21 protein-coding genes and 1 tRNA gene are annotated in these 21,867 nt (G+C 67.3%); 10 read left to right on the plus strand and 12 right to left on the minus strand.

From position 1 onward, the window contains the following. Positions 1-51 precede the first annotated feature (51 nt). From HY049_02915 to HY049_02925, 3 genes are all read right to left on the minus strand, one after another. On the minus strand, positions 52-1,527 hold the full coding sequence (locus HY049_02915) for a hypothetical protein (GenBank protein ID MBI3447862.1): 1,476 nt from the start codon (positions 1,525-1,527) through the stop codon (positions 52-54). 27 nt (positions 1,528-1,554) lie between these two features. Beyond that, positions 1,555-1,839, minus strand: coding sequence for a hypothetical protein (locus tag HY049_02920; protein ID MBI3447863.1), 285 nt, complete (start codon positions 1,837-1,839; stop codon positions 1,555-1,557). 226 nt (positions 1,840-2,065) lie between these two features. Continuing rightward, on the minus strand, positions 2,066-4,150 hold the full coding sequence (locus HY049_02925) for a sigma 54-interacting transcriptional regulator (GenBank protein MBI3447864.1): 2,085 nt from the start codon (positions 4,148-4,150) through the stop codon (positions 2,066-2,068). Positions 4,151-4,284: 134 nt separating this feature from the next. On the opposite strand from HY049_02925, the gene HY049_02930 reads away from it, so the two are divergent. The 6 genes from HY049_02930 to HY049_02955 all read left to right on the plus strand — a co-directional run bounded on the left by HY049_02930 (position 4,285) and on the right by HY049_02955 (position 8,167). Next, a complete protein-coding gene (locus tag HY049_02930; protein MBI3447865.1) occupies positions 4,285-4,716 on the plus strand; it encodes a cupin domain-containing protein in 432 nt (143 codons plus the stop codon). A 90-nt stretch (positions 4,717-4,806) separates the two neighbouring features. Next, the gene (locus HY049_02935; protein MBI3447866.1) at positions 4,807-5,547 is read left to right on the plus strand and encodes a DUF1326 domain-containing protein; all 741 of its coding nucleotides are present in this window, start codon (positions 4,807-4,809) and stop codon (positions 5,545-5,547) included. 30 nt (positions 5,548-5,577) lie between these two features. After that, complete coding sequence (locus HY049_02940) at positions 5,578-6,114, plus strand: hypothetical protein (GenBank protein ID MBI3447867.1); 537 nt, start codon at positions 5,578-5,580, stop codon at positions 6,112-6,114. 36 nt (positions 6,115-6,150) lie between these two features. Beyond that, complete coding sequence (locus tag HY049_02945; protein MBI3447868.1) at positions 6,151-6,651, plus strand: D-alanyl-D-alanine carboxypeptidase family protein; 501 nt, start codon at positions 6,151-6,153, stop codon at positions 6,649-6,651. Positions 6,652-6,887: 236 nt separating this feature from the next. Further along, the gene (locus HY049_02950) at positions 6,888-7,700 is read left to right on the plus strand and encodes a phytanoyl-CoA dioxygenase family protein (protein ID MBI3447869.1); all 813 of its coding nucleotides are present in this window, start codon (positions 6,888-6,890) and stop codon (positions 7,698-7,700) included. After that, positions 7,697-8,167: an isoprenylcysteine carboxylmethyltransferase family protein gene (locus tag HY049_02955; protein ID MBI3447870.1), complete on the plus strand. Its 471-nt coding sequence runs from the start codon at positions 7,697-7,699 to the stop codon at positions 8,165-8,167. The genes HY049_02950 and HY049_02955 overlap by 4 nt, the downstream gene beginning before the upstream one ends. An 81-nt stretch (positions 8,168-8,248) precedes the next feature. Here HY049_02955 and HY049_02960 read toward each other — a convergent pair whose 3' ends face one another. Beyond that, positions 8,249-11,515 carry a hypothetical protein gene (locus HY049_02960; GenBank protein MBI3447871.1) on the minus strand — a complete coding sequence of 1,089 codons (3,267 nt, stop codon included), beginning with the start codon at positions 11,513-11,515 and terminating at the stop codon, positions 8,249-8,251. Positions 11,516-11,602: 87 nt separating this feature from the next. Here HY049_02960 and HY049_02965 point away from each other — a divergent pair. Further along, positions 11,603-11,691, plus strand: a tRNA-Leu gene (locus tag HY049_02965). A 219-nt stretch (positions 11,692-11,910) separates the two neighbouring features. On the opposite strand, the gene HY049_02970 is transcribed toward HY049_02965, so the two are convergent. Continuing rightward, positions 11,911-13,116, minus strand: coding sequence for an MFS transporter (locus tag HY049_02970; GenBank protein ID MBI3447872.1), 1,206 nt, complete (start codon positions 13,114-13,116; stop codon positions 11,911-11,913). 265 nt (positions 13,117-13,381) lie between these two features. Here HY049_02970 and HY049_02975 point away from each other — a divergent pair, with 265 nt between their 5' ends. Continuing rightward, positions 13,382-13,981 carry a helix-turn-helix transcriptional regulator gene (locus tag HY049_02975; protein ID MBI3447873.1) on the plus strand — a complete coding sequence of 200 codons (600 nt, stop codon included), beginning with the start codon at positions 13,382-13,384 and terminating at the stop codon, positions 13,979-13,981. Positions 13,982-14,024: 43 nt separating this feature from the next. Here the strand turns inward: HY049_02975 and HY049_02980 are convergent, their stop codons facing one another. The 5 genes from HY049_02980 to HY049_03000 all read right to left on the minus strand — a co-directional run bounded on the left by HY049_02980 (position 14,025) and on the right by HY049_03000 (position 18,043). Further along, the gene (locus tag HY049_02980; protein ID MBI3447874.1) at positions 14,025-14,456 is read right to left on the minus strand and encodes a hypothetical protein; all 432 of its coding nucleotides are present in this window, start codon (positions 14,454-14,456) and stop codon (positions 14,025-14,027) included. Positions 14,457-14,510: 54 nt separating this feature from the next. Then, positions 14,511-14,957, minus strand: coding sequence for a hypothetical protein (locus tag HY049_02985; GenBank protein MBI3447875.1), 447 nt, complete (start codon positions 14,955-14,957; stop codon positions 14,511-14,513). A gap of 24 nt (positions 14,958-14,981) precedes the next feature. Continuing rightward, positions 14,982-16,805, minus strand: a complete 1,824-nt coding sequence (locus tag HY049_02990) for a hypothetical protein (GenBank protein ID MBI3447876.1) — start codon at positions 16,803-16,805, stop codon at positions 14,982-14,984. Next, a complete protein-coding gene (locus HY049_02995; protein ID MBI3447877.1) occupies positions 16,802-17,689 on the minus strand; it encodes an ABC transporter ATP-binding protein in 888 nt (295 codons plus the stop codon). The genes HY049_02990 and HY049_02995 overlap by 4 nt, the downstream gene beginning before the upstream one ends. A 147-nt stretch (positions 17,690-17,836) precedes the next feature. Beyond that, positions 17,837-18,043: a hypothetical protein gene (locus tag HY049_03000; protein MBI3447878.1), complete on the minus strand. Its 207-nt coding sequence runs from the start codon at positions 18,041-18,043 to the stop codon at positions 17,837-17,839. Between the two features lie 179 nt (positions 18,044-18,222). On the opposite strand from HY049_03000, the gene HY049_03005 reads away from it, so the two are divergent. Both HY049_03005 and HY049_03010 read left to right on the plus strand, forming a co-directional pair. Next, positions 18,223-19,611, plus strand: coding sequence for a M23 family metallopeptidase (locus tag HY049_03005; GenBank protein ID MBI3447879.1), 1,389 nt, complete (start codon positions 18,223-18,225; stop codon positions 19,609-19,611). A gap of 119 nt (positions 19,612-19,730) precedes the next feature. Then, positions 19,731-20,561, plus strand: coding sequence for a serine hydrolase (locus HY049_03010; protein ID MBI3447880.1), 831 nt, complete (start codon positions 19,731-19,733; stop codon positions 20,559-20,561). Here the strand turns inward: HY049_03010 and HY049_03015 are convergent. Together HY049_03015 and HY049_03020 are read right to left on the minus strand one after the other, a co-directional pair. Next, the gene (locus HY049_03015; GenBank protein ID MBI3447881.1) at positions 20,545-21,507 is read right to left on the minus strand and encodes an NAD(P)-dependent alcohol dehydrogenase; all 963 of its coding nucleotides are present in this window, start codon (positions 21,505-21,507) and stop codon (positions 20,545-20,547) included. The two genes, HY049_03010 and HY049_03015, sit on opposite strands and share 17 nt — an antisense overlap. 5 nt (positions 21,508-21,512) lie before the next feature. Further along, complete coding sequence (locus HY049_03020; GenBank protein MBI3447882.1) at positions 21,513-21,851, minus strand: hypothetical protein; 339 nt, start codon at positions 21,849-21,851, stop codon at positions 21,513-21,515. Between the last annotated feature and the right edge of the window lie 16 nt (positions 21,852-21,867).

The raw sequence follows: 21,867 nt of genomic DNA on the forward strand, positions 1-21,867 counted from the left end.
ATGGCGTTGATGGTTCAAGGTGTTCTTGTGGACGGTGGACGGTGTCGGGTGCTAACGGTCGTCGCCGTCGCGGCCGGCGGAGGCCGGCACGGCGGGGTTGACTATGGTCGCGGATCCCGTGAGGATCCAGGCCTTCTGGCTGGGTGCGAAGCGCGGGGCGAGGTAGCCGTCGTTGATCTCGCGCGTCACGGCGAAGCGGTTGAAGGCGGTCGCCGGCAGGAAAAGGCGGGCGTTGTCGGCGAAGCCGTCGGACGCGCTGTCGACGTCCCCCTCGACGGCAGAGATCACGCCGTCCCGGTCCTGGTCGACTCGGGCCACCTCGAAAGCGTAGGCGTCGAAGAGGCGCTGCGGGAAGCCGACTCCCCGCTCGAACGAGGCGATCCTCTCGTAGACGTCGAGGTAGATTTCGCGGGCGAGGCCGCTCGGAACGAACCGGTTCCGGAACTCGCGCTGCGAGTCCTCGTCGCCGTCGAACTTGTCGGGATCGCGGGGAAGGAAGGGACTGTCACCGTACTTCGTCGGGTCGTTCGTGACGCCCGATGGTCCCGACCCGGGCACCAAGCTCGACAGGGTGCCGATCAGCCCCGCCTCGAATGTCCCGGGGATTCCGCCGGTGAAGGGGAGCTCGTAGAGCGGGAAGACCCAGTCGGTCGTGTAGTTGAACTCCCAGTAGCTGTGCACGTCGCTCTGCTGCATGGCGTTGTAGGCCCCCATGCTGAGCTGGATCGGGACCGTGTTCCCCTGGATGTCGGGGAAGTGGTCCGACTCGCTCGGGAATCGCACGGGCTTGCCGTCCGAGGTGAAGAGCTCCCCCGCGACGTTGTTTCCCGTCCCCATCGCCTTGAGCGCGTCGGCGTCCGCCTGGAGGAGCACTCCGAACTGCGCGTGGCCGTCGCCGCGCGGCGAGCCGACGGGCGCGACCTTGAGGTCGTGGATCATCCACCCCTCGTACCAGCCGCTCTCGTTGTTGATGACGAACATCGGGTCGATGTCGGTGAAGATGTCGATGAAGGCGCGGACGTCGTTCGGATCCGTCGGCAGGCCGGGCTTCGGCTCGAGGGCGAGGCGGACCGATCCGATCGTGGGGATGCCGCAGTCGGCGCCGGTCACGGTGAGCATGACGGCGTCGTTGATGCCGGGGAAGAGCGCGCTGAAGACGTTCGGCTCGAACCCACGGGTGTCGAGAAGGTAGTACTGGAAGAGCTGGCTGGGGCCGTCCGCCTCGGCGAACGTCTGCATCGGGAGAAACGTGTGCGGGCGCCCCGCCATCCGGAGCAGCCTCTCCTTGAGGGGGCGCGGCGTGAAGCGGACGTCGCCGCGCTCGGCGAGGTTCGCCATGTCGGCCTGCGCGCGCGGGTTCGGATGGCATGGCGGCGGGATCGTGTCCGTCTGGAAGATCGGGCGCTCCCCCTCCCTGTCCTTGTCGTCACGGTGCTGAGACTTGCCGTCCGCGAGGCCGTAGCTCCCGGCCCCGGCGAGTGTCAGAGCGGCGGCGACGGCCACCGCGAGTGAAATCCTGGAATTCATGCGACTCTCTCCTTTCGTGAATGCGTTTCAGTTCGACTTCGAAGCCTTCCGGTCGTCCGACTCTCCGAGGGCTCGGGTCACTTCGATCCCCTCCTGCGCGAGCACGTCGGCGATGAGCGGCGTGCAGCCGACGATGCCGGCTCCGGCCCAGACGAGGCAGACGAGCGCCTGGATGCCGGAGCGACCGATGAAGACCACGCCCGAGAAGTCGAGCACGACGCGCCGGCCGCGCCGGATCGACTCCAGGCCCTCTCGCTCGAGCAGCTCAGCCCACTCTCCCTCGATCCGGCCCTGGAGAATCAGGACCTCCAATCGAGATTCCGTTCGGTTGCGCAGGATGCGAAGCACGCTCGCTCTCCCTTCGTCGTGACGCCGGGACCCTGGACATATCAATGCCCGTGCCAGCGCCGTTCCGGCGCGGCGATTCGACCGCAATCGGTTCAGGGACGGAGAGTTGGCGGGCGCGGGGTTCGGGAAGCGCAGCGATCGGCTCGCGGGCCGCGAGCCACCAGGTTGGCGGAATGCCAATGCGGGGGGATCAGGTGGGACGGGAGATGCCGAGCTTGCTCATCCGGGCTTCGAGGGTGGTCCGCTTGAGGCCGAGAATCTTCGCGGCCCCCTTCTCGCCGCTCACGCGCCAGCCCACGCTCTCGAGGACCGACAGGATGTGCTCGCGCTCGATCTCCTCGAGGGAGTCCCCCGTCGTCTTCCGCGATCGGGCAACGGGGGCTGCCAGCGAGTCGTCCAGCTCGAGCCGGTTGTTCCGCGAGAGGATGACCGCCCGCTCGATGACGTTCTGCAGCTCCCTCACGTTTCCGGGCCAGGCGTACTTCATCAGCTCGCCGAGCACCTGCTCGCTGATGGAGCCGATGGGCTTGCCCATCTTCGACGCGTAGATCATGGCGAAGTGCCGGGTCAGGCGGGGGACGTCCTCGAGGCGCTCGCGCAGCGGAGGGATCGCGATCGGAAAGACGTTGAGACGGTAGAAGAGGTCGGCGCGGAACCGTCCCTCCTCGACGGCGCTCTTCAGATCGCGGTTGGTCGCGGCGACCATGCGGACGTTCACCTTGAGGGTTTGACTTCCCCCGATCCGCTCGAACTCGCCGTCCTGGAGGACCCGGAGAAGCTTCGCCTGGAGCTCCAGCGGAAGGTCTCCGATCTCGTCGAGGAAGAGCGTGCCGCCGCTCGCCATCTCGAAGCGGCCGGCCCTGCGGGTCATGGCGCCGGTGAAGGCCCCCTTCTCGTGGCCGAACAGCTCGCTCTCGATCACCCCGCTCGGGAGGGCCGCGCAGTTCACCTTGACGAGGATCTTGTCCTTCCGCCCGCTCAGGCGGTGGATCGCGCGGACGACGAGCTCCTTCCCCGTCCCCGTCTCCCCCGTCACGAGCACCGTGGAGTCCGTCCCCGCGACCATCCGGACACTTCCAAGGACCTTCCGGATCGCCGGAGACTCGCCGACCACGTCCTCGAACGACGTCTCGGCCCGCCACTCCTCCTGGAGGTACTGGTTCTCCTGCTCGAGCTGGCGCTTGAGCGACGCGATCTCCTCGTACGCGAGCATGTTCTGGATGGCGAGGACCAGCTGGTCGGCGATCGCCAGCAGGAGCTCGGCGTCCCGCTCCCGGTACCGCCCCACCTCCCGGCTCCCCACGTTCAGGGTGCCGATGACCTTTCCCTTCGCTCGCAGGGGGACGGAGAGGGCGGAGAGGATCCCGTCCTGAAGCAGCCAGACGTGCTCGAGGAACTGCGGCCCCTCCCGGAGATCCTCCGTCAGGAGAGGGCGCGCGTTGTCGGTGACCCAGCCGCAGCGGCTTCCGCGCCGCGGCCACTCCGTGGCGAGGGGGATGGCCGAAGGCGTCGGAACGGGGCCGGCGAGCCCCTGGACCCTGAAGACGTCCGCCTCGGGGTCGTCCAGGACGAGCGCCGCGCGATCGAAGGGCATCACCTCGCGAAGCGAGCCCGCGATCGCGTCGAAGAGCGTCTCGCGATCGAGACAGGTCACGACCCCGTTGTTCACCTGAAGCAGCACGCGCCACCGCTCCTCGGCGCGGCCCAGCTGGGAGGTGCGAGCCTCCACGAGGCGCTGGAGATCCGTGCTCAGGGCCCGGAGGTCCGCCGCCAGGCTCCGCGACCCGATCTCGGTCATCACGGACGCCGCGAGGGCGCGGAGGATCTCGACCTCCTCCGCGGTCCACGCGTGGGGGATGGAGTCCACGACGCAGAAGGTGCCGAGCGTGAATCCTTCGGTCGTGGTCAGCGGGATCCCGGCGTAGGCGATCACGCCGAACTCTGTGACCGACGGGTTGTCCCGGACGAGCGGGTCCAGCCGGGCGTCCGAGACGAGGAGGGGCTCCCCCGACGCGACGGCGTGCTTGCAGAACGAGTGCGTCAGGGGGGTCTGCCGCAGCGTCGCGAGCGGCTCGCCCACCCCGGCGGCGCTCTTGAGGAACGAGCGCGTCCCGTCCACCAGCGACACGATCGCGACGGGGACGTGCAGGATCGTGGTCGCGAGGCGCGTCAGGCGATCGAAGGCTTCCTCGGGAGGCGAATCCAGCAACGAGGTTCGCTCGAGAGCCGCGAGCCGCGAGGCGCTCAGGATGGCGGCTTCGTCCTTGCTGTCCATGAGAACACCCATCCCCTGGAATGCGATGGTGGACCCTTCGTGATCGCGAAGAATGGCACACTCGACGCCCTACGGAAAGGGCGGAAGGTGACGAGAGTCGGGAGTTCGTGCAAACTCCGATGAAGGAGGGGCTCATGGAAAAAGGCGTCTCGTACGCGAAGATCGACACCGGCGGAAGCGATCGCTTCTTCTCCCTCAGGGAGAAGCTCGGCATCGCGAGCTTCGGGATGAACCTGATCCTTCTGAAGCCGGGGAACCGCGGCCGGATTCACGTCCACGCGAAGCAGGAGGAGGTCTACGTCGTGCTCGAGGGGACGCTTTCCCTCGGCGTCGAAGGGGTCGAGCGGGATCTCGGCCCCGGCGAGATCGCGCGCGTCGCGCCGGAGGTCCGGCGCCAGCTCGTCAACCGCGGGCCAGGACGCGCCGCGATCCTCGCCCTCGGAGGCGCCGGCGAGCACGTGGGGCGCGACGCGACCGCGTACGTGTCGTGGGAGGCGAAGGAGGGAAGGACGCCCCAGGAGACGCCGCTCCCCGAGGATCTGCCACCGGGGGAACGGAGGCGTTGAAGGGAGCACGGCTCGCGGCGGCGGGAATTCTGTTAGCATGGCCGTTGGTCCCGCCTCGTCACGACACTCGTTTCCGAAAGGAGGAGTCCGATGAGCCAGCCCAGGACTCGCGCCCTTGCGGCGATATCCATCGCCATCCTCGCGGTGATCTTCGCCGTCAGCGGCGCCGTGAAAGCCCAGACGCCGGCACCGAAGCCCGACTGGACGCTGAACGCCACCCTCATCGAGGCGTGCAGCTGCTCGATGTTCTGCCCTTGCTACTTCACGACCAAGCCCGCCCCCGATCACGCAGGCCACGGCGCCGGCGGCGAGCACTACTGCCGCTTCAACATCGCCTACAGGATCAACAAGGGGATGTACGGCACGACGGACCTCGCCGGCGCGAAGGTCTGGATCGCCGGCGATCTCGGCGACGATTTCGGCGACAACGAGACCGAGTGGGCCGAGGTGACCTTCGATCCGAGCGTCACGAAGGCGCAGCGCGACGGCATCGCCGCGATCCTCGTCGGCCCCGTCTACCCATGGAAGTGGAAGTCGTTCACCGTCGGAGCGGACGCCCCGATCGAGTGGAGCGGCGACAAGACGCACGCGATCGCGAAGCTCGACGGAGGGAAGGCCGGCGAGATCCAGCTCGCGCACAACCCCACCGCCGAAAGCGGCGAGCCGACGGTGATCACGAACCTCAAGTACTTCCACGCCCCCCACAACGAGGGGTTCATCCTGATGCCGAACAAGGTCGAGGCCTACCGGCGCGGGGACAAGAAGTTCGAGTACAACAACACCAACGGCTTCATGATCACGCTCGACATCAACTCGAAGGAGCTGATGTAGCGCGGAGAGTCGCCGGGAGCAGGGCTCGGGATGAGATGGCCGGGCGTTGCCATCGGGGTGCTCGTCGTCGCCTTCTCGGCACCTCCTCCCCTCGCGGACGGACCCCAGGTCCACGACTGCGGTGAGGCGCAGCCGAGATCCCACCGGTGCGAGCACAGCTTCACCCTCGCGAAGGTCTTCGACCGGACCGGCGTCCAGGTCTTCGATCGAATCGGTTACGCGAAGGATCTCGTGAAGGCCCTGAGGACGGCGACCGGGTCGCCCGCGCCGGTTGAAGGTGGGCGGACGCTCGTCGAGGAGATGGCCCGCGTCCGAACGGACGCGGGAGAGCGCGTTCGGGCGTCGGGGCTCGGCGATGCCGACTTCTTCGTCGTGACGTACGAGGCCGAATGGTGCGAGCCGTGCAAGGCCCAGCTCAAGGACGCCCGCCGGTTCGCCGATTCGAACCGAAAGGACCGCATCGACGTCGTGCGCATCGAAGCCAACTTCATGGCCCTCGACGCCGAGACCCAGAAACAGCTCGTGCAGCACAGGCCCGAGGCAAAGAAGCCGGAGATGGAGAGGTAGCGGCTCACGGACCCCTACGAGACGCGCGTCGCGAAGATCCTGGCGCATCTGGGGATCCCCGCCGCGAACGGCACGACCACCGGGCTGCCGCTCCGAGTGGAAGCGACCGAACTCGTCGAAGTCGGCCCTGACATCCACGGCCGGGTGCGGCAGCTCACGCCGTACGCCGCCGAGAGGTGGGCGGCGCTCAGGGACGCGGCGGCGCTCGACGGCATCACGCTCCTTCTCGTCTCCGCCTTCAGGAGCCTCGAGCACCAGCAGGGGATCTTCGAGCGCAAGCTCGCTTCGGGGCAGACTCTCGAGAGCATCCTCGCGGTGAACGCGCCACCGGGGTACAGCGAGCACCACACGGGCCGGGCGATCGACCTCACGGCCCCCGACTGCGAGCCGCTCGCCGAGGAGTTCGAGTCAACCGCGGCCTTCGCGTGGCTCTCCAGGAACGCGCGTCGATTCGACGTCACGATGACCTACCCCCGGGGGAACGTCTTCGGCATGGCCTACGAGCCCTGGCACTGGGCGGCCGGGACGGCGACCTGATGGACCGCGACGCCCGGACGCCGGCGGATGGCGGCTCCGTTCCTGGAAATGAGCCGGGATGTCGATTACGCTCTCCGCTCCAGCCCGAGGGTTCGACGTAGACCTGGAGGGGGGAACGCCCCCGCAGGGGCTCGTCGCGCAACTCGACATTCCGGACGGACACCAAGCCCATGCTCTGGCCGGCCAGAGAAAACCCCGCGGCATCCGTGATCGAGGCAGATCCGGCTCGTCCCGACATGCGAACGATCCACGAGCAGGGAATCGTGCTGCTCAGGGGCGTCTTCTCCCGCGACACGATCTCGCACCTTCGGGCGCGATTCGAGCAAGTCGTCCGCCGCGCGCTCCGCGACGGCGCTCATGCCGCAACGCACCCGAAGCACCCGGGTCGGACCATCCTGGGCGACCTTCCGTCGATGGAAGAGCTCCGGGATCTCGACTTCGTGCTGTTCGATCCCCGCATCGTCGGCTACGCGAAGCGGATTCTGGGCGACGAGATCGTCTACTTCGGGGACAGCCAGATCCGGATCGGCTTCGGCGGTCGCGGTTTCCACAAGGATTTCCAGCTCGAGACCGGACCGCGCGTGGTGATGGTCCGCTTCGCCCTGTATCTCCAGGATCACAGCGCGCACAGCGGAGGGCTGAAGATCCGCCTCAAGTCCCACAGGACGATGTCCCGGCACGTGGGCGAGATGCTGAACGTCCCGACCACGGAGGGGGACCTGGTCGTATTCGACCTTCGATCCGCGCACTCGGGGCACAACGTCAGGTTGAAGGCCTCGCCCGACCTGTGCCTGCACCCCAGGGTCGAGAGCGCCCTGCCGCGATTGCTGACGATGCCCGAGGAGAGGGATCGAATCTGCGTCCTGTGGTCCTTCGCCCTCCCCGGAGAACATCTCGACCTGTACCTCGACTGGATCACCCGGGAGCCCGAGCACTTCAGGCGATCCGGTTGGTACCCGGAGCTCCTCGACCTGGCGGCCCGGAGGGGAGTGGCGATGCGAAAGGGGGTTCCCGACCATGGGCGGGCGACCCCGGCTCCCGGCACGTGAGCCGCGGCCCCTCTGACTCGGCCGACATCGTCGTCTTCCCTCCCGTGCTCCTCGGCGGAGGGATGATCCTCGCGGCGATCCTCGACCGGGCTTTCCCCTTCCCCCTCCTCGCGCCGCTCGCGGCCCGCCTGCTCGGATTGGCGCTCTTCGCGCTCTGTCTCGCCCTCGGTTTGTGGGCGCACGCGGCGATGCGGCGCGCGGGGACGAACATCCGTCCCGATCGTCCGACCCTCGCCATCGCGACCGACGGGCCGTTCCGCTTCACGCGGAACCCTCTCTATCTCGCAGGCCTCGGGGTGTACCTGGCGGTGGCGCTCTTCATCGACGGGCTCGTGCCCCTCCTGCTCGTCGTCCCGATCGCGATCATCCTCCATCGCGGCGTCGTGCTCCGCGAGGAGCACTACCTCGAGGGGAAGTTCGGGGAAACGTACCTCGCGTACAGGTCGAGGGTGAGGAGGTGGGTGTGAGGAACGGGGTGTTACGCCTCGGTCTGGTGCACGTGGGCCCGCGGGTCCTCAGGGGCTGAGGACCCTGCGCCGACGGATCGGTCAGTGGCACGCCCCCGCGCTCGCCGAAGCGGTCGCGTCGCGGTTGGCGTCGCCGTAGGTGCCCGTTCCGGCGGCGCAGCCGTTCTGGGCGCGGATCAGGACATAGATCGCCTGGCCCGGCGGTGGGTCCGGCACGATCACGTCGGCGGTTGCGCCGGCGTGATCGTCCATCGCGCACGTTCCGGAGGAGAAGCTCCAGGGAACCGCCCTCACGGCGGCAAGGGATCCCGAGAAGATGTCGTAGCGCGTTCCCGATCCCGCCGTCCCTGATTGATCGGCCCAGGTCAGGCGGAGGCCGTTCGGAATCGCGCCGGCGGAGACTCCGGTGACCGGGCCCGGGGTCCGGATGGCGGAGGCGTCCTGGGGCGCGCAGTCCATGCAGTTGGCGGCGCCGTCGCCGTCGGCATCCCCGTTGTCCGCGAGCCCGTCGCAGTTGTCGTCCCGTCCGTTGCAGAGCTCGACCGCGCCCGGATGGACGGTGGGGTCGGCGTCGTTGCAGTCCCCCGCGCACTCGCTGAAGCCGTCGCCGTCATCGTCGGTCCCCTGGCCGAGAGCGTACGTTCCTCCGACCGCGTGGACTTGCTGGCTGTCCAACTCACCGCCCCACACGATCGCCGAGCCTCCCGCCCACACCATGGAGGCAACGGACCTGACGGCCGGAGCTCCAACCAGCGAGGTCGCCGTCCACGAGCTCGTCGAAGGATCGTACCGTCCGCCGCTGTTGACGGGCTGACCGCTGACGAGCCCTCCCCAGACCAGCATCTCCCGGCCGGTCCAAACGCCGAGGGGATCTCTGCGAGCGCTGGGCGCGTTCGCCGAGGAGATGGATGTCAGGGAGTCCGAGATTGGATCGTAGCGACTGCCGCCGTTGGTGGCGCCGCCGTCGTATCCGCCTCCCCAGATGTACACGTACTGCCCGCTCCAGACCGCCGTGTGGCCGGTCAAGCCCCTCGTCAGGGGGACTCCGGTCATCCTGGACCATGTGTCCGTGCCGGGATCGTAAAGGGCGCCCAGGGTGTAGTTGGGGAACAGGACGCCGTTCGAGCCGCCGACGACGACCATGACCGACCCTGTCCAGATCGCCTTGTGCCCCGAGCGAGGGCTGAGGGTGAAGTACGTGGACGTGGGCAGCCAGGTGTCTGCGACGGGGTCGTATCGACCGCCGGTGTCGAGGTACGTGGATCCGCTCTGGCCTCCCCAGACGATCATGCGGCTGCCGGTCCACACTCCCGTTGCAAAGGATCTCGCGGATGGCGCGTTGAGCGTGGAGGTGAGGGCCCACGAATCGCTCACGGGGTTGTATCGTCCGCCTGTGGCCAGATCCAGGGAACCGGTGCTTCCTCCCCAGACGATCATCTCGCTTCCCGTCCAGACGGCCGTGTTCAGGTATCGCGCGCCGGGGGCGCCGGTCGTGGACATCGGCGTCCAGGAATCGACCAGAGGATCGTAGCGTTCGCCGACGTTGACGAGACCCTGACAGCAGACCGCAACGCTCTGGCCCTCTCCTCCCCACACCAGCATCTCGGCTCCGGTCCAGACCGCAGAATGGAAGCTCCGCCTCGCGGGAAGCGTGGCGTTGATGGGTGTCCAGGAGTTGGAGATGGGATCGAGCCTTCCGCCGTCCCAGAAGGGGAAGGTGGAAGAACCATCTTCGCCTCCCCAAACGATCATGAGCGATCCCGTCCATACTGCGCTGTGGCGCTGTCTCGCCGGCGGCGCGTTAACCGACGGTGTCGGCATCCAAGCATCCGTACCGGGGTTGTACCGGCCTCCGGACGAGAGAACCCCAGCGGAGGAACCGCCGTCGCCACCCCAGATGACCATCTCGCTCCCCGTCCAGACCGCCGTATGCAGAGCGCGAGAGTCCGCTGCGCCGGACGTCGACGTGGGGTCCCACCTGTTCGTCGCCGGATCGTACCGCCCGCCGCTGGCGAGCACGGCGCTGGCGCCGCTACCTCCCCAGACGATCATTCTCGTGCCCGTCCATACGGCCGTATGGGAGAGGCGGCCCTCGGGAGCCCCCGAAGAGGCGATCTTGGACCACTTATCGGTCGCCCGGGTGTAACGGGCCCCGCCGCTCGGCAACCCGCCCTGAGCGTCCTCTCCGCCCCAGACGATCATCTGTGTTCCGGTCCAGACGGCGGTGTGGTAGTAGGTTGCGGTCGGTCCCGGGGGCAGCGAAGTCCACATGTCGGCCACCGGGTCGTAGCGTGCGCCGGTGTTCGTCACTCCCCCCGCAGACGGCGCGCCGCCCCAGATGATCCATTCGGTTCCCGCCCAGACCGCGGAGCTACCGAAGCGAGAAGAGGGGGCGTTGGCCGAAGCCATCGGCCGCCAGATGTCGCCGGCCGGGTCGTACCGGGCTCCCGCCACGGCCGCGCTGTCCCACTCGAGCATCTCGCTTCCCGTCCAGGCGATCGCCCCTGCATTGAGGGGAGCGTTCTGGAGCGAGGTCGGGGTCCAGCTGTCGGTGAGAGGGTTGTAGCGAGATCCCGATCCGGCGACGACCTCGAAGCCCCACCCTCCAAACGCGATCATCTCGTTCCCCGTCCAGACGACGGCGTGATCCCTTCGCGCGCTGGCGACGCTCCCCGGGTTGCCCGCCACGCCCCATGTGTCGTCGGGGACGCACGTCGACGTGGCGCTGGTCGTCAGAGCCTCGCCGGTGGACGCCGGATCGGAGAGAAGCGTTTCGCCCGAGGCGACCGTCTCCACCTCGCTCTCACCAAGATCGCCCGCCACCCCGTCCCACCAGCCATCCCACGTCGGGTCCTCATCCGAGGAAGTCCGGGCCTCATCCGGCGAGTGTTTCGCCCGACCGTGGATGCGCTCGTCCCGCTCGAAGTAGCCTCGCGCGAGGCGATCCACCAGCACGGGTCGCGCCAGGCACTCCGCCACGAGGACGGGATCGTCGTCGAGTGCGGCGTAGATCTCTCTTAGCCTGTCAGGGAAACGGGTGTGAAGGGCGATCCTCGACATCTCGGCTTGAAGCGCCTGGTCCGTCACGGGCGCGGCCCAGAACCGCTCCAGCGCGAGGGACTCTTTCAGGTAGGTGCGGACCTTCCTCTCGATCACCTGAGGAGGAACGGCCTGCTCGAAGGGTTTGGTGGCGCCGATGATGTGAGAGTAGTAGACGCGCTCGATGGCGAGTTGGGCCTGGAGGCGATCCTGAAACGTCAGCCGATGCTGGACGCCCGCGCCGGCACGTGGAGCACTCACAATCATCGCAGCCAGCAGGAGGGCCGTAGCAACCGGACGCCTCGGCATGGTTGATTCTCCTGGCGCGATAATACCACCAGAGACGTCCTGTTGAGACTCTCCTATCACCTCCTCGAGGCGTTATCCTTGCGGAGTGCCGGGGTGGCGGAACTGGCAGACGCAGGGGACTTAAAATCCCCGGCCTCTCACGAGGCATGAGGGTTCGACCCCCTCCCCCGGCACCAAGTGACCTCTTTCTTCCGGCTCGCTTCCCGCATGACGGGAATGCACGTTGGCCTGTGTTCGTGGATCGTACGGCTTGTACTGGACTTGTCGGGACCCCTGTCGCGTTCGCTCACTGCAATCAACTTCGACCCCGAGGCTCCTTCAGCGGGCAGGTTGCGAACCGCGGTACTCCTGAGGCCGTGCGGGATCTGGCCTGAACTTCTGGAGCGATCCCAAGGCTACCGGATCTCGCGGACCGGCTTCTGCAGCAGTCCAAACGCCGAGACGAGGACGACGGCGGCGCCGGAAATCATGAAGACTCCCGCCACGCTCCACTCGACGGCTGCGCCCGCGGCAGCCATGGAGAGCGGCATCAGCCCGAACGCCGAGAGCATCGAGACGCTGATCACGCGGCCCAGGAAGGCGCGGTCCACGCGCTGCTGAAACCAGGCCTGAATCTGGACGTTGATGAACCCGCTCAAGACCCCCATGACCAGCAAGAGGGCGGCGACCGGCCAGAGACCGGGGAGCAGACCGAGGCACGCGGTCGCGACGCCGAGAATCGCGCTCGTTCCGAGGAGCAGCAGGCCGCGTCGCCCGGACTTGAAAACGCCGGCGAGCAGCATTCCCACCAGCGTTCCCGCCGCAACGCTCGAGATCCAGATGCCGAAGGCGGTCGGCGAGGAGAATCGGTGCCGGGCCAGGAACGCCAGACCAATGCTGAGCGGGCCGCTCAGGCAGAAGTTCAGGACGGCGGCCAGGAGCATGAGAGATCGCAGCGCGACGTCCCGCCCGACATGGGCGAGACCTTCGGTGATGGAAATCCACACTCCCGGCTTGCGTCCGGCAGCTCGGGGCGCGGGAGGATCCGGCAGCTTCCACAGCGCGCCGATGATGAACAGGAAGCTGATGGCATCCAGGAAAAACGCCCAGGCCGCTCCGAGCGCCTTCACGATCCATCCGGCCGGGGCGGGACCGACGACGCCGGTCAGCAGCGCGCTGCTCTGCCAGATCGAAGTCGCGGCAGGCAATTGCTCGGGCTGGACGAGCGACCGCAGCATGGCGCCCGCGGAAGGAAGAGCGAAAGCATCCGCCACGCCGAACGCGATCGCCAGCACGTACAGATGCCAGAGCTGGAGCTGCTGCGTCCAGAGCAGCGCGCCGATGGCCGCGACGAAAATCGTCCTCGCACAAGCCGTCGCCATGAGCAGCCGCCGCGGCGAAGTCCGATCCGTGACGGCCCCGCCCAGCAGCATCAGCACGGCACGCGGGATCCCGGCGGCCATGGCCACGGTCCCCATGGCGACCCCGGAGCCCGTGAGCTGGAGGACGACCCAGGGGAGAGCCACCAGGTAGAACTGGTCCCCCAGCAGAGAGATGGTCGCCCCGCCCCACCAGAGGAGAAATCGAGATTCGCGCAGGGGATGGGCCGGCGCGGACGCCACGGCTTCAGGCCCCGCGGCCGCGCTTTCAAACTCTACCGAACGCGCTGCGATCGACATGAGCTCCTCCTTAAAGTAAATGTGAATTCTCATTTACTTTTACACCTGTCTTCGGCCTTGTCAAGGGCCTCGACCCTCCATCGAGGAAGTCCCCTCCGGCGGCGCTCTGCTAGTATGAAGAGCCGTGCGCACCCTACGAAAGACGCTGGAGCCCCGGCAGGAGCGAAGCCGCGAGTCCCTGCGCAAGCTGCTCAAGGCGGCCGCCGAGGTGCTCGGACAGCACGGCCTCGATGGAACGACGATCCCAAGGATCGCCGATCATGCGGGGCTGTCGCCGGGAGCGGTCTATCGCCGCTTCCGCGACAAGGACGCGCTGCTGGAAACGGCGATCCTCGGGCTTCTCGAGCGCCAGAAGGAGAAGGTCAGGACGGGCACGACGCCCGCGACAGCGGCCCGGATCCCGCTGGCCGTCCTCGCGGAACAAGCCATCGGCGGCATGGTCACGGCCTACCGGATGAATGCGCCGCTGCTGCGCGCGATGAGGCAGTTCGTCCACGGCCGGACCGACACCCCGTTCTGGACGAAGGCAAACAAGCTCGAAGCCAGCTCATTCGAGCGCGTGGTGAACCTCTTCCTCGCGCACCGGAGCGAGATCAGGCACCCCGATCCGAAGAGGGCGGTCGCACTGGGGTTGATGATGGTCGTCAGCACGTTGCACGAGCTGGTCGTGCTGCCGCAGGACCTGCGACCCTGGAAGGGACTGCTGCCCAGGGACGATCAGGCTCTCAAACGCGAGCTCACATGCGCGTTCCTGAGCCACCTGGGCGTGGAAGCACGCCCGCGTTCGTCGTCGAGAAGACGGCGGTGAGTCCTTCCATTAATCCTCGGAGACGGAAAAGGGCACGCGGCGCTCAGCTCTTCGCCGGGCTCTTTCCGGGCGCGAGCCTTGCGCCGGCGCAGGCAGCCGGAAGCAGAACCACGAGGCTGACGATCCAGAACCACGCGGGCGGCGGAAGCATGAGATTATTGGCGATCCCGGCCAGCGTGAGCAGCCCGCCGACGACCAGAGCGTGGGGCACCGGAGCGCTCCGGCCGATCGATGCCGCAACGAATCCGCCCACGAGACTCCCCACCCCCCAGCCGAGGAGAACCACCAGGAACGCGCCGACGGGCGCGCTCGCCATCAACGCTCGGATCGCCTCCCTGTCCGTCATTCCCTCCGCCGCCTTCCCCATCTCGGGATAGAGGACGCGTCCGTTCACCGACTCGAAGACCACCATCACCAGGCTTGCGGCGACGAAGCCCGCGATGACCGCGGGGATGCTGCGCACTGCCTTCCCCATGAAGATCCCTCCATCGTGCGGCCACAGTCTCGCACAGGTTTCGCCCCGTGGGGCTCAGAACGCTCGTGTCGTCCGGGCGTCCGTGGGATGCGGCCTCACCCGGAGTCCGGCCGCCGTCCCTACTCCACCCACGCCTTCGCGACGTGTGTGCAGCCGGTCGTCGGCCGCACCGGCCCACTTCGTCCCCTTCAGTTCGGGGGCGATCCGCGCCATGATCTCCGCCTCGGCCGGTGCGCCGACGCGCTCGATGTCGAAGCTGCCTTTCCCCGAAAGGAGCCCCCTCTTCGAGACGTGCTTCACCTGGTACGAGCCCATGAAGACGACGCCCCTGGCGCGACCGGGAAGAGGGGTGGGATCGTGGACTTCAGCCACGCGGCGGAGCGTCTCAGCGAAGGGACAGGTCTCACTGCCGCGCAACGTCGTGGCGTTCCCTTCACGACGATCACACTCCTCAAGGTCGTCGACCGGACCGGTGTCGAGACTTTCGATCGAACAGGTCATGCGCTTCGCCGCCACGCCGCCGGATCAGCCGCTGCCGGCTATCGTGAGCCCGGTGATGATGGCGATCACCCCGGCAAGCGCTGCGATCACGAGGGACCAACCCCTGGCATTCAGCAGGCCCAGTGCTCCCACCTCTCTCGTAGGCTTGCGCTCGAAACGGATGAATGCCAATGCCAGGAGGAAGACCGAGAGCGCCAAACAATAGATCCTGTGGACGAAGATTCGTGACAGATGGCTCCCTGAGAGGTCGGAAGGGGTCCACAAACCGTAGAGGGTGGGGTTATACAACCAGGTGTCATGTCCCTGACTGCTCAGGTAATAGACTGCTCCACCGGCTGCAAGGCTGACCGCGTAGGTCAAGTACTTGTCGCGCAACAGAACATTCAATGCGAGAGACGCCCCGCACATGAAGACCGCGCTCGGCAGCAGAATCACCGCGTAAGTCTTCACATGAACGAGCGGTTCGAGCGGCGCGTTGCCTTTGCAAACCTGCACACACAAAGCAGCGAGGGCGACCAGCACGATCAGACCGGCGGAAAGCAGCAGCGTGGCTGCCAGCTTCGAAAGCAACAACACGCTGTTGGGCGCCGGCACGCTCCACAGCACCGGTTCGACCCCCAGCTCACGATCGCGGTGCATCGACTCGCCGGTGAAGAACACCGCGACGCCGAATAGAACCAACAGCGCCGAGTCCGCTGTCCTGGCCGCATAGGACGCCGCGTACGAGATCTCCGGCACGACTCCGAAGGCCAACAAATCCAGGACACACGACAACACGATGAGTGGGGCGATCACGACGAGAGTGCGCTCAGAGCGAAGGAGCCGACACTCCACTCCCAGGGACGCCATGAATTGCCCGGCGGTTGCGCGCCAACCCGGAGTGACGCACATGACCCTCGCGAGTGCGGGCGGTCTCCCAACCTCGAGCTCCTCCGCCTGCCTGCAGTCCCGGGCGCCGGGGCTTCGCCGTTCCTCGTGACGCGGGATTGGCCAGGCACCAAGCCCGAGGATCGAGTGCGCATTGTACGCGCCGTTCTCTGTGCCGCGCTCACATGCCGAAAACCGCGAGATGAGTATCGCCAAGCAGGAAACGGAAATGCCGAGCATCAGAACTCGATTGACGACCATGTATTCGTCGTAGCCAACAGTGAGATGATTCAGCCAGTCGCTGCTGCGCCCTTGCCACATGTTGCCGCCGACATTGAACAGCACGGGGTCCAGGAAGACACGCCACCGCCCCGGCTGATTCTTCATGGCGATCTGCGACGCGGCGTACAGGGGGTAGAAAGACGTGGCCAGGGCATAGACGATCTTGACGTTGCGCGTGAGCGTCCCGACGGTGAAGAATACGGTGGCCATCGCGAGGCTGGAAACGACGACGAAAAAGAAGAAGTGCTGGAAGTACGGCAGCACACGGGGCGGCAGGACGATCATGCCCTTCAGACTCAATGACTGAAGCAGCAACGGTGCAAGGACGAAAAAGGCCTGAGCACACACCAGGACGACGAAGTTGCCGGCGAATTTTCCGAGAAGATACTCGACGGGACGGACCGGTCTCGAGAAAATGAGCGGATCGACCCCGATGCGATAGTCCCGGATGACCGGATCTCCCATCATCATGGCCACGAAGAGGGGCATGGTCAGGAAAGAGAAACCACCCAGGAGCCAGACAATGAAGAAATCGCTGTTGACCGCCCATCCTCTGGCCCCGGCGGGTCCCCAGCCCCACCACAGGACGGCATTCGCGCTGAACAGGACCATCAGGGCGTAGGGTGCGACGCGCTTGAGATTGAATAGTATCTCGGTCCGAAACACCGCGACGAAAGCGTTTGGGAGAATGCGAGTCAATTCAGGTCATCCAGCGGGGCGACAAGACGAAAATAGTAATCTTCGAGCGTGGGGGTGACGGGCCTGAATTCTCTGCTCGGTGGACGACTCGGCGACAATACCCTGATGCGCGCCTGACCGTCGAGAAACGACGTGGAGACGACCTGGAGTCGCGACCTGAGATTCGCGACCTTCTCTGACCTCACATCGGCTTCCCACACATCATTCGCGATCTGCGCCAGAGCCGCCTGCGGAGTGGATAGTGCGACAATCTCGCCGTGCCGCATGATTGCCATCAGGCTGCAGAGCCGGGAGACATCGGAGACGATGTGGGTCGAGAGCACGACGACCGTTTCCTTGCTCGCGACCTCGGTCAGCATGTCGTGAAATCGGTTTCGTTCTTCGGGGTCCAGGCCGGCCGTCGGCTCATCGACGATGAGCACTCTGGGCCGTCCGAGAAGCGCCTGCGCGATCCCCAGGCGCTGCCGCATGCCGCCGGAGAGTTTTCCAACCGGCTGCCCGCGCACTTCATGAAGATTGACCATATCAAGGAGCGCGTCGATCGACCGAGAGCGTTCGCGCGCGTTCACCACGCCCTTCAGCCTGGCGAAATACGCGAGCGTCTGCTCGGTTGTCAGCGTCGGGTACAGTCCGAATTCCTGCGGCAGGTAGCCGAGCATCCTTCGTGCCGCCATTCTCTGGCCGATGAAATCCACGCCACCGAACTCGACTTCGCCCGAGTCGGGTTCGAGGAGGGTGGCCAGTATCTTCATGAGCGTGGTCTTGCCCGCACCATTCGGTCCGAGCAGTCCGAACATTCCCGCAGGAACTTGCAGGTCGACCCCTTTCAGCGCTTCCACGCCACCCGTGTAGGTCTTCCTGAGTCCTTTGATCCGCAGCACCATATCCTCCAACGATGAAAAGCTCGCGTCCCGGAAGCCCTCTTCCCGACACGTGAGGCTTCGGCGAGCCCCGCTCGGCCGTGCCACCGCCATAGTCTTGCACAGATGCTCACCCGGGAGGGGATCACGAGAGTCGGTTCATGCGGGCGTTCATAGGATTCGGATTCTCCCCAGGTAGACCTTTTCGAGCTTCCGGATGTAGACGTGCCGCATCCCGTGGACGCCGGCGATGCTCCCGTAGACCATGGCGGGGAACTCTTCGGGCTTCGGGGCCGGATCGGCCTTGTCCGACGCCGGGGAGGGCGGCGCCGTCAGCAGCGCGAGGGCCACGAAGGGGACGATCAGACGTTTCTTCATCAGGCACCACTGTTCAGCCCGATGAGCCCGCCCCGCCGCCCCCGCCGGATCGGCACGAAGCCCGGTTCCACGCCGAGGCGGCGCAACCGGATCGTCCGGGAGACGCTACACTCGCGCGACTCGCCGGCGGCCGATCGTGGATTCCCCGCCTCCGCCGGCACCCCCGGGAGAACATCTCGATGCGTCGCAGCGAATCCGGCCGCGTCCTGGCCGTGGCTCTGATCCTTCTCGTGCTCGCGGGCCTGTTCGCCCTCCTCGCCCTCGCCGCCTTCCGCGCGGGACCCCAGCCCGCGATCTCGGCGACGCCCGAGGGCGGCTCGATCGGACGGAAGACGACCGTCACCGTCACGGTGACGGAGGGAGTTCGCGGCCTCACGGCCGTCCGGGCCGAGCTGGTCCAGGGGGATCGGGTCGAGAAGCTCGCGGACAGGACCTATCCCCCGCCCCCGTCCTGGAAGTTCTGGGGCCGCGGCACCGATCGCGAGTCGCTGGCGCTCGAAATCGGCCGCGACGCGATCCAGGGGCTCAAGGCCGGAACGCTGACGATCCGGGTGACCGCCGGGGGGACGTCCGCGTGGCTGAGCCGCCCCGCGCCGGCGGTGAAGGAGCTGACTTTCCAGGTCCGCCTGACGCCGCCGAGCCTCGGCGTCACCTCCACGTTCCACTACGTGAAGCAGGGGGGCGCCGAGGCGGTGGTCTACCGCGTCGGCGAGTCCAGCGTGCGCGACGGCGTGAGGGTCGGAGACAGGTGGTTCCCGGGCTACCCCTTCCCCGGCGGCGCCGGGGGGGACCGCTTCGCGCTCTTCGCGGTTCCCGACGACGTCTCGGACCCGGCGAGCGTGACGCTCCTCGCCGCCGACGACGCGGACAACGAGTCCCAGGTCACGTTCATCGACAAGTTCACGCCGCACGCGCCCATCGAGGCGACGATCAACCTGTCGGACGCCTTCCTGAACAAGGTCGTCCCGGCGATCATGTCGCAGACCCCGGAGCTGGCGGACGCCGGAGGTCTGATCGAGAACTTCCTGTCGATCAACCAGGGCCTCCGGAAGGCGAACGCGGCGGAGCTCGTGTCGATCTCGTCGAAGTCGAAGCCGCAGTTCCTCTGGAGCCGGCCCTTCCTGCCCATGTCGAACGCGAAGGTGATGGCGCCCTTCGCGGAAGCCCGCACCTACGTCTTCCAGGGACGCACCGTCGATCACCAGGTCCACCTCGGCTTCGACCTCGCGGCGACGAAGGCTGTTCCGGTCCAGGCCTCGAACGACGGCGTGGTCGCGCTGGCGCGCTTCTTCGGGATCTACGGGAACGCCGTCGTGGTGGACCACGGATACGGCCTCGAGAGCCTATACGCGCACCTTTCGTCCATCGACGTGAAGGAGGGGCAGGCGGTGAGGCGGGGGGAGACGCTCGGCCGCACTGGCGACACCGGGCTCGCCGGCGGCGACCACCTCCACTTCTCGATCCTGATCGCCGGCCAGCCGGTGAACCCGCAGGAGTGGTGGGACGGCCACTGGATCAAGGACCGCGTGGCGCGGAAGCTCGGGAGCGCTCTCCGGTTCGCGGAGTAGCGCGCCGGCGGGAGTTCCTGCTATTTTCCGCGCGACGCGGGCGATGAGGCCCCGCGCGGCGGGAGGAGGATCCCCTGAATCGAATCGGGCGCACGGCGGCCGTCGCCGCCGCGATCGGCATGACGGTCATCGCGGCCTCCGCCGCTCCGGGCAAGCCTGGCGGCCCCGCCCTGAGGTCGAACCTTGCCCTCGTGATCGACGCGGAGCAGGGGGAGACTCTTTTCGCGAAGCACTCCGATCAGGTGGCGCCGATCGCGTCGATCACCAAGCTCATGACCGCCATGGTCGTGCTGGATGCGGGATCTCCTCCGGACGAAGCGATCACGATCGATCGCGCCGACGTGGACACGCTCAGGCACTCGAGCTCCCGGCTCCCGGTGGGTGCCCGGCTCGAGCGCGCCGACCTGCTCCAGGTCGCGCTGATGGCCTCGGAAAATCGGGCGGCGGCGGCCCTGGCGCGGGCTTACCCGGGCGGCGTCCCTTCGTGCGTGGAAGCGATGAACCGCAAGGCGATGGAGCTGGGGATGCTCTCGACCCACTTCAAGGATCCGACCGGGCTGTCCGACGACAACGTCTCGAGCCCCGAAGACCTCGCGCGGCTGGTGGTGGCCGCCGACGGATATCCGAGAATCCGCGAGGCCACCACGTCATCCTCCCGCTTCGTCAGGCCCTCCGGCCGGCGCCCCCTCGAGTTCCACAACACGAACCGGCTGGTGGGCAGCCGGAGCTGGGAGATCGATCTCTCGAAGACCGGCTACATCAACGAGGCCGGGCGGTGCCTCGTGATGAAGGCGAAGATCGCCGCGCGGGACGTCGTCATCGTCCTCCTCGACTCCTGGGGCCGCGACACGCGCCTGGGCGACGCGAACAGAATCCGGAGGTGGATGGAGGCGACTTTCCGGTCGCCGGGGACGGCGCTCTCCGCTTCGAGGACTAGCCGGCGACCGTGACCACGACCTTTCCCCGCGCCTGGCGCGTCCCCACGTACCGGATGGCGTCGGCGGCCTCGCCGAGCGGATACGTCCGATCGATCACCGGCGTGAGCTTGCCGGCCTCGGCGAGATCCTTCAGCACCACCAGATCTTCATGCGTCACCCGGGCCATGAGCACCGCGAAGCGCCGGCTCCCGAGGCGCGAGAGGACCGGCGCCGCGACCAGGCGCGACAGGACCCTGAAGACCTCTTTCGACGCGCCCGCGAGGACGAGCGTCCCGTTCGAAGTCATGACGCGCCGGCACTCGGCGAAGGAACGGTCCGCGCCGATGTCGAAGACGACGTCGTAGCTCTTCCCGCTCCGGGTGAAGTCCTCCTTCGTGTAATCGATCGCCTCGTCGGCGCCGATCGAGCGGACGAGATCCAGGTTCTTCGTGCTGGTCACGGCGGTGACGTGCGCGCCGAGCGCCTTCGCGACGAGGACGGCGAACGTCCCCAGGCCTCCCCCGGCCCCGTGGATCAGCACCCTCTGTCCCGGCCGGAGGCGCGCCGCATCGCGCAGACCCTGCAGGGCCGAGAGGCCCGCGACGGGGAGGGCGGCAGCCTGCTCGAACGTCAGGTTCCGGGGCTTCGGCGCCAGGCGGGCCTCCGTGGTCGTCACGTACTCCGCGAAGCTCCCCCTCCCCGCGCCGAAGACCTCGTCGCCGGGCTTGAATCGCGTCACGTTCCTGCCGACGGCCTCCACGCGTCCGGCGAGATCGACCCCACGGACCGGGATCCGGGGGCTGCGAAGGAGCCTGCCGATGAGGTGCGGCAGCCTCTGCCTGAGGTGCCAGTCGAGCGCGTTGACGGAGGCGGCGCCGACCTTCACGAGGACGCCGTCGTCCGCGACGACGGGCCGTTCGATCTCCCGAAGCTTGAAGACGTCGGCGGAGCCGTACCCTTCCTGGACGATGGCCTTCATCGTGTTCACGGCTGCTTGTTCTCGCCGTCGGGCGGGCCGAAGCCGCAACGTCCGCCCAGACCCTGCCGGAATCGCTCCCGCTCCTCGGGGGACATGCGATCCCAGCGCGCGGCCATGCGCTCGCCCAGATGCTCGGCCATGCGCCCTTGCACGCGAGCGCGGATGCGGGAGTGACCGGAGCCGTGGCTGCCGAGCCCGCCGAAGAGGATGCGGCACAGCGTCAGGAGCCCCAGAGCCTGCCAGAAGTTGATCTCGCGCCAGCCGAAGAGCGGCGGCAGCAGCCAGTTCCACAGGAGCAGCACGATCCCGCCCCCGATGGCGATGAACAGCGCGATCCCCGCCATCGCGAGCGGCGCGATG

It is taken from the genome of Acidobacteriota bacterium (assembly GCA_016195325.1).
Classification (GTDB): Bacteria; Acidobacteriota; Polarisedimenticolia; order JACPZX01; family JACPZX01; genus JACPZX01.

Coding starts and splice junctions, on each gene's coding strand:
- HY049_03000 (MBI3447878.1), bottom strand. CDS start 18,043: ATGAAGAAACGTCTGATCGTCCCCTTCGTGGCCCTCGCGCTGCTGACG.
- HY049_03010 (MBI3447880.1), top strand. CDS start 19,731: ATGACGGTCATCGCGGCCTCCGCCGCTCCGGGCAAGCCTGGCGGCCCC.
- HY049_02930 (MBI3447865.1), top strand. CDS start 4,285: ATGGAAAAAGGCGTCTCGTACGCGAAGATCGACACCGGCGGAAGCGAT.
- HY049_02940 (MBI3447867.1), top strand. CDS start 5,578: ATGAGATGGCCGGGCGTTGCCATCGGGGTGCTCGTCGTCGCCTTCTCG.
- HY049_02915 (MBI3447862.1), bottom strand. CDS start 1,527: ATGAATTCCAGGATTTCACTCGCGGTGGCCGTCGCCGCCGCTCTGACA.
- HY049_02925 (MBI3447864.1), bottom strand. CDS start 4,150: ATGGACAGCAAGGACGAAGCCGCCATCCTGAGCGCCTCGCGGCTCGCG.
- HY049_02935 (MBI3447866.1), top strand. CDS start 4,807: ATGAGCCAGCCCAGGACTCGCGCCCTTGCGGCGATATCCATCGCCATC.
- HY049_02950 (MBI3447869.1), top strand. CDS start 6,888: ATGCGAACGATCCACGAGCAGGGAATCGTGCTGCTCAGGGGCGTCTTC.
- HY049_03020 (MBI3447882.1), bottom strand. CDS start 21,851: ATGGCGGGGATCGCGCTGTTCATCGCCATCGGGGGCGGGATCGTGCTG.
- HY049_02985 (MBI3447875.1), bottom strand. CDS start 14,957: ATGACCTGTTCGATCGAAAGTCTCGACACCGGTCCGGTCGACGACCTT.
- HY049_03015 (MBI3447881.1), bottom strand. CDS start 21,507: ATGAAGGCCATCGTCCAGGAAGGGTACGGCTCCGCCGACGTCTTCAAG.
- HY049_02995 (MBI3447877.1), bottom strand. CDS start 17,689: ATGGTGCTGCGGATCAAAGGACTCAGGAAGACCTACACGGGTGGCGTG.
- HY049_03005 (MBI3447879.1), top strand. CDS start 18,223: ATGCGTCGCAGCGAATCCGGCCGCGTCCTGGCCGTGGCTCTGATCCTT.
- HY049_02980 (MBI3447874.1), bottom strand. CDS start 14,456: ATGGGGAAGGCAGTGCGCAGCATCCCCGCGGTCATCGCGGGCTTCGTC.
- HY049_02960 (MBI3447871.1), bottom strand. CDS start 11,515: ATGCCGAGGCGTCCGGTTGCTACGGCCCTCCTGCTGGCTGCGATGATT.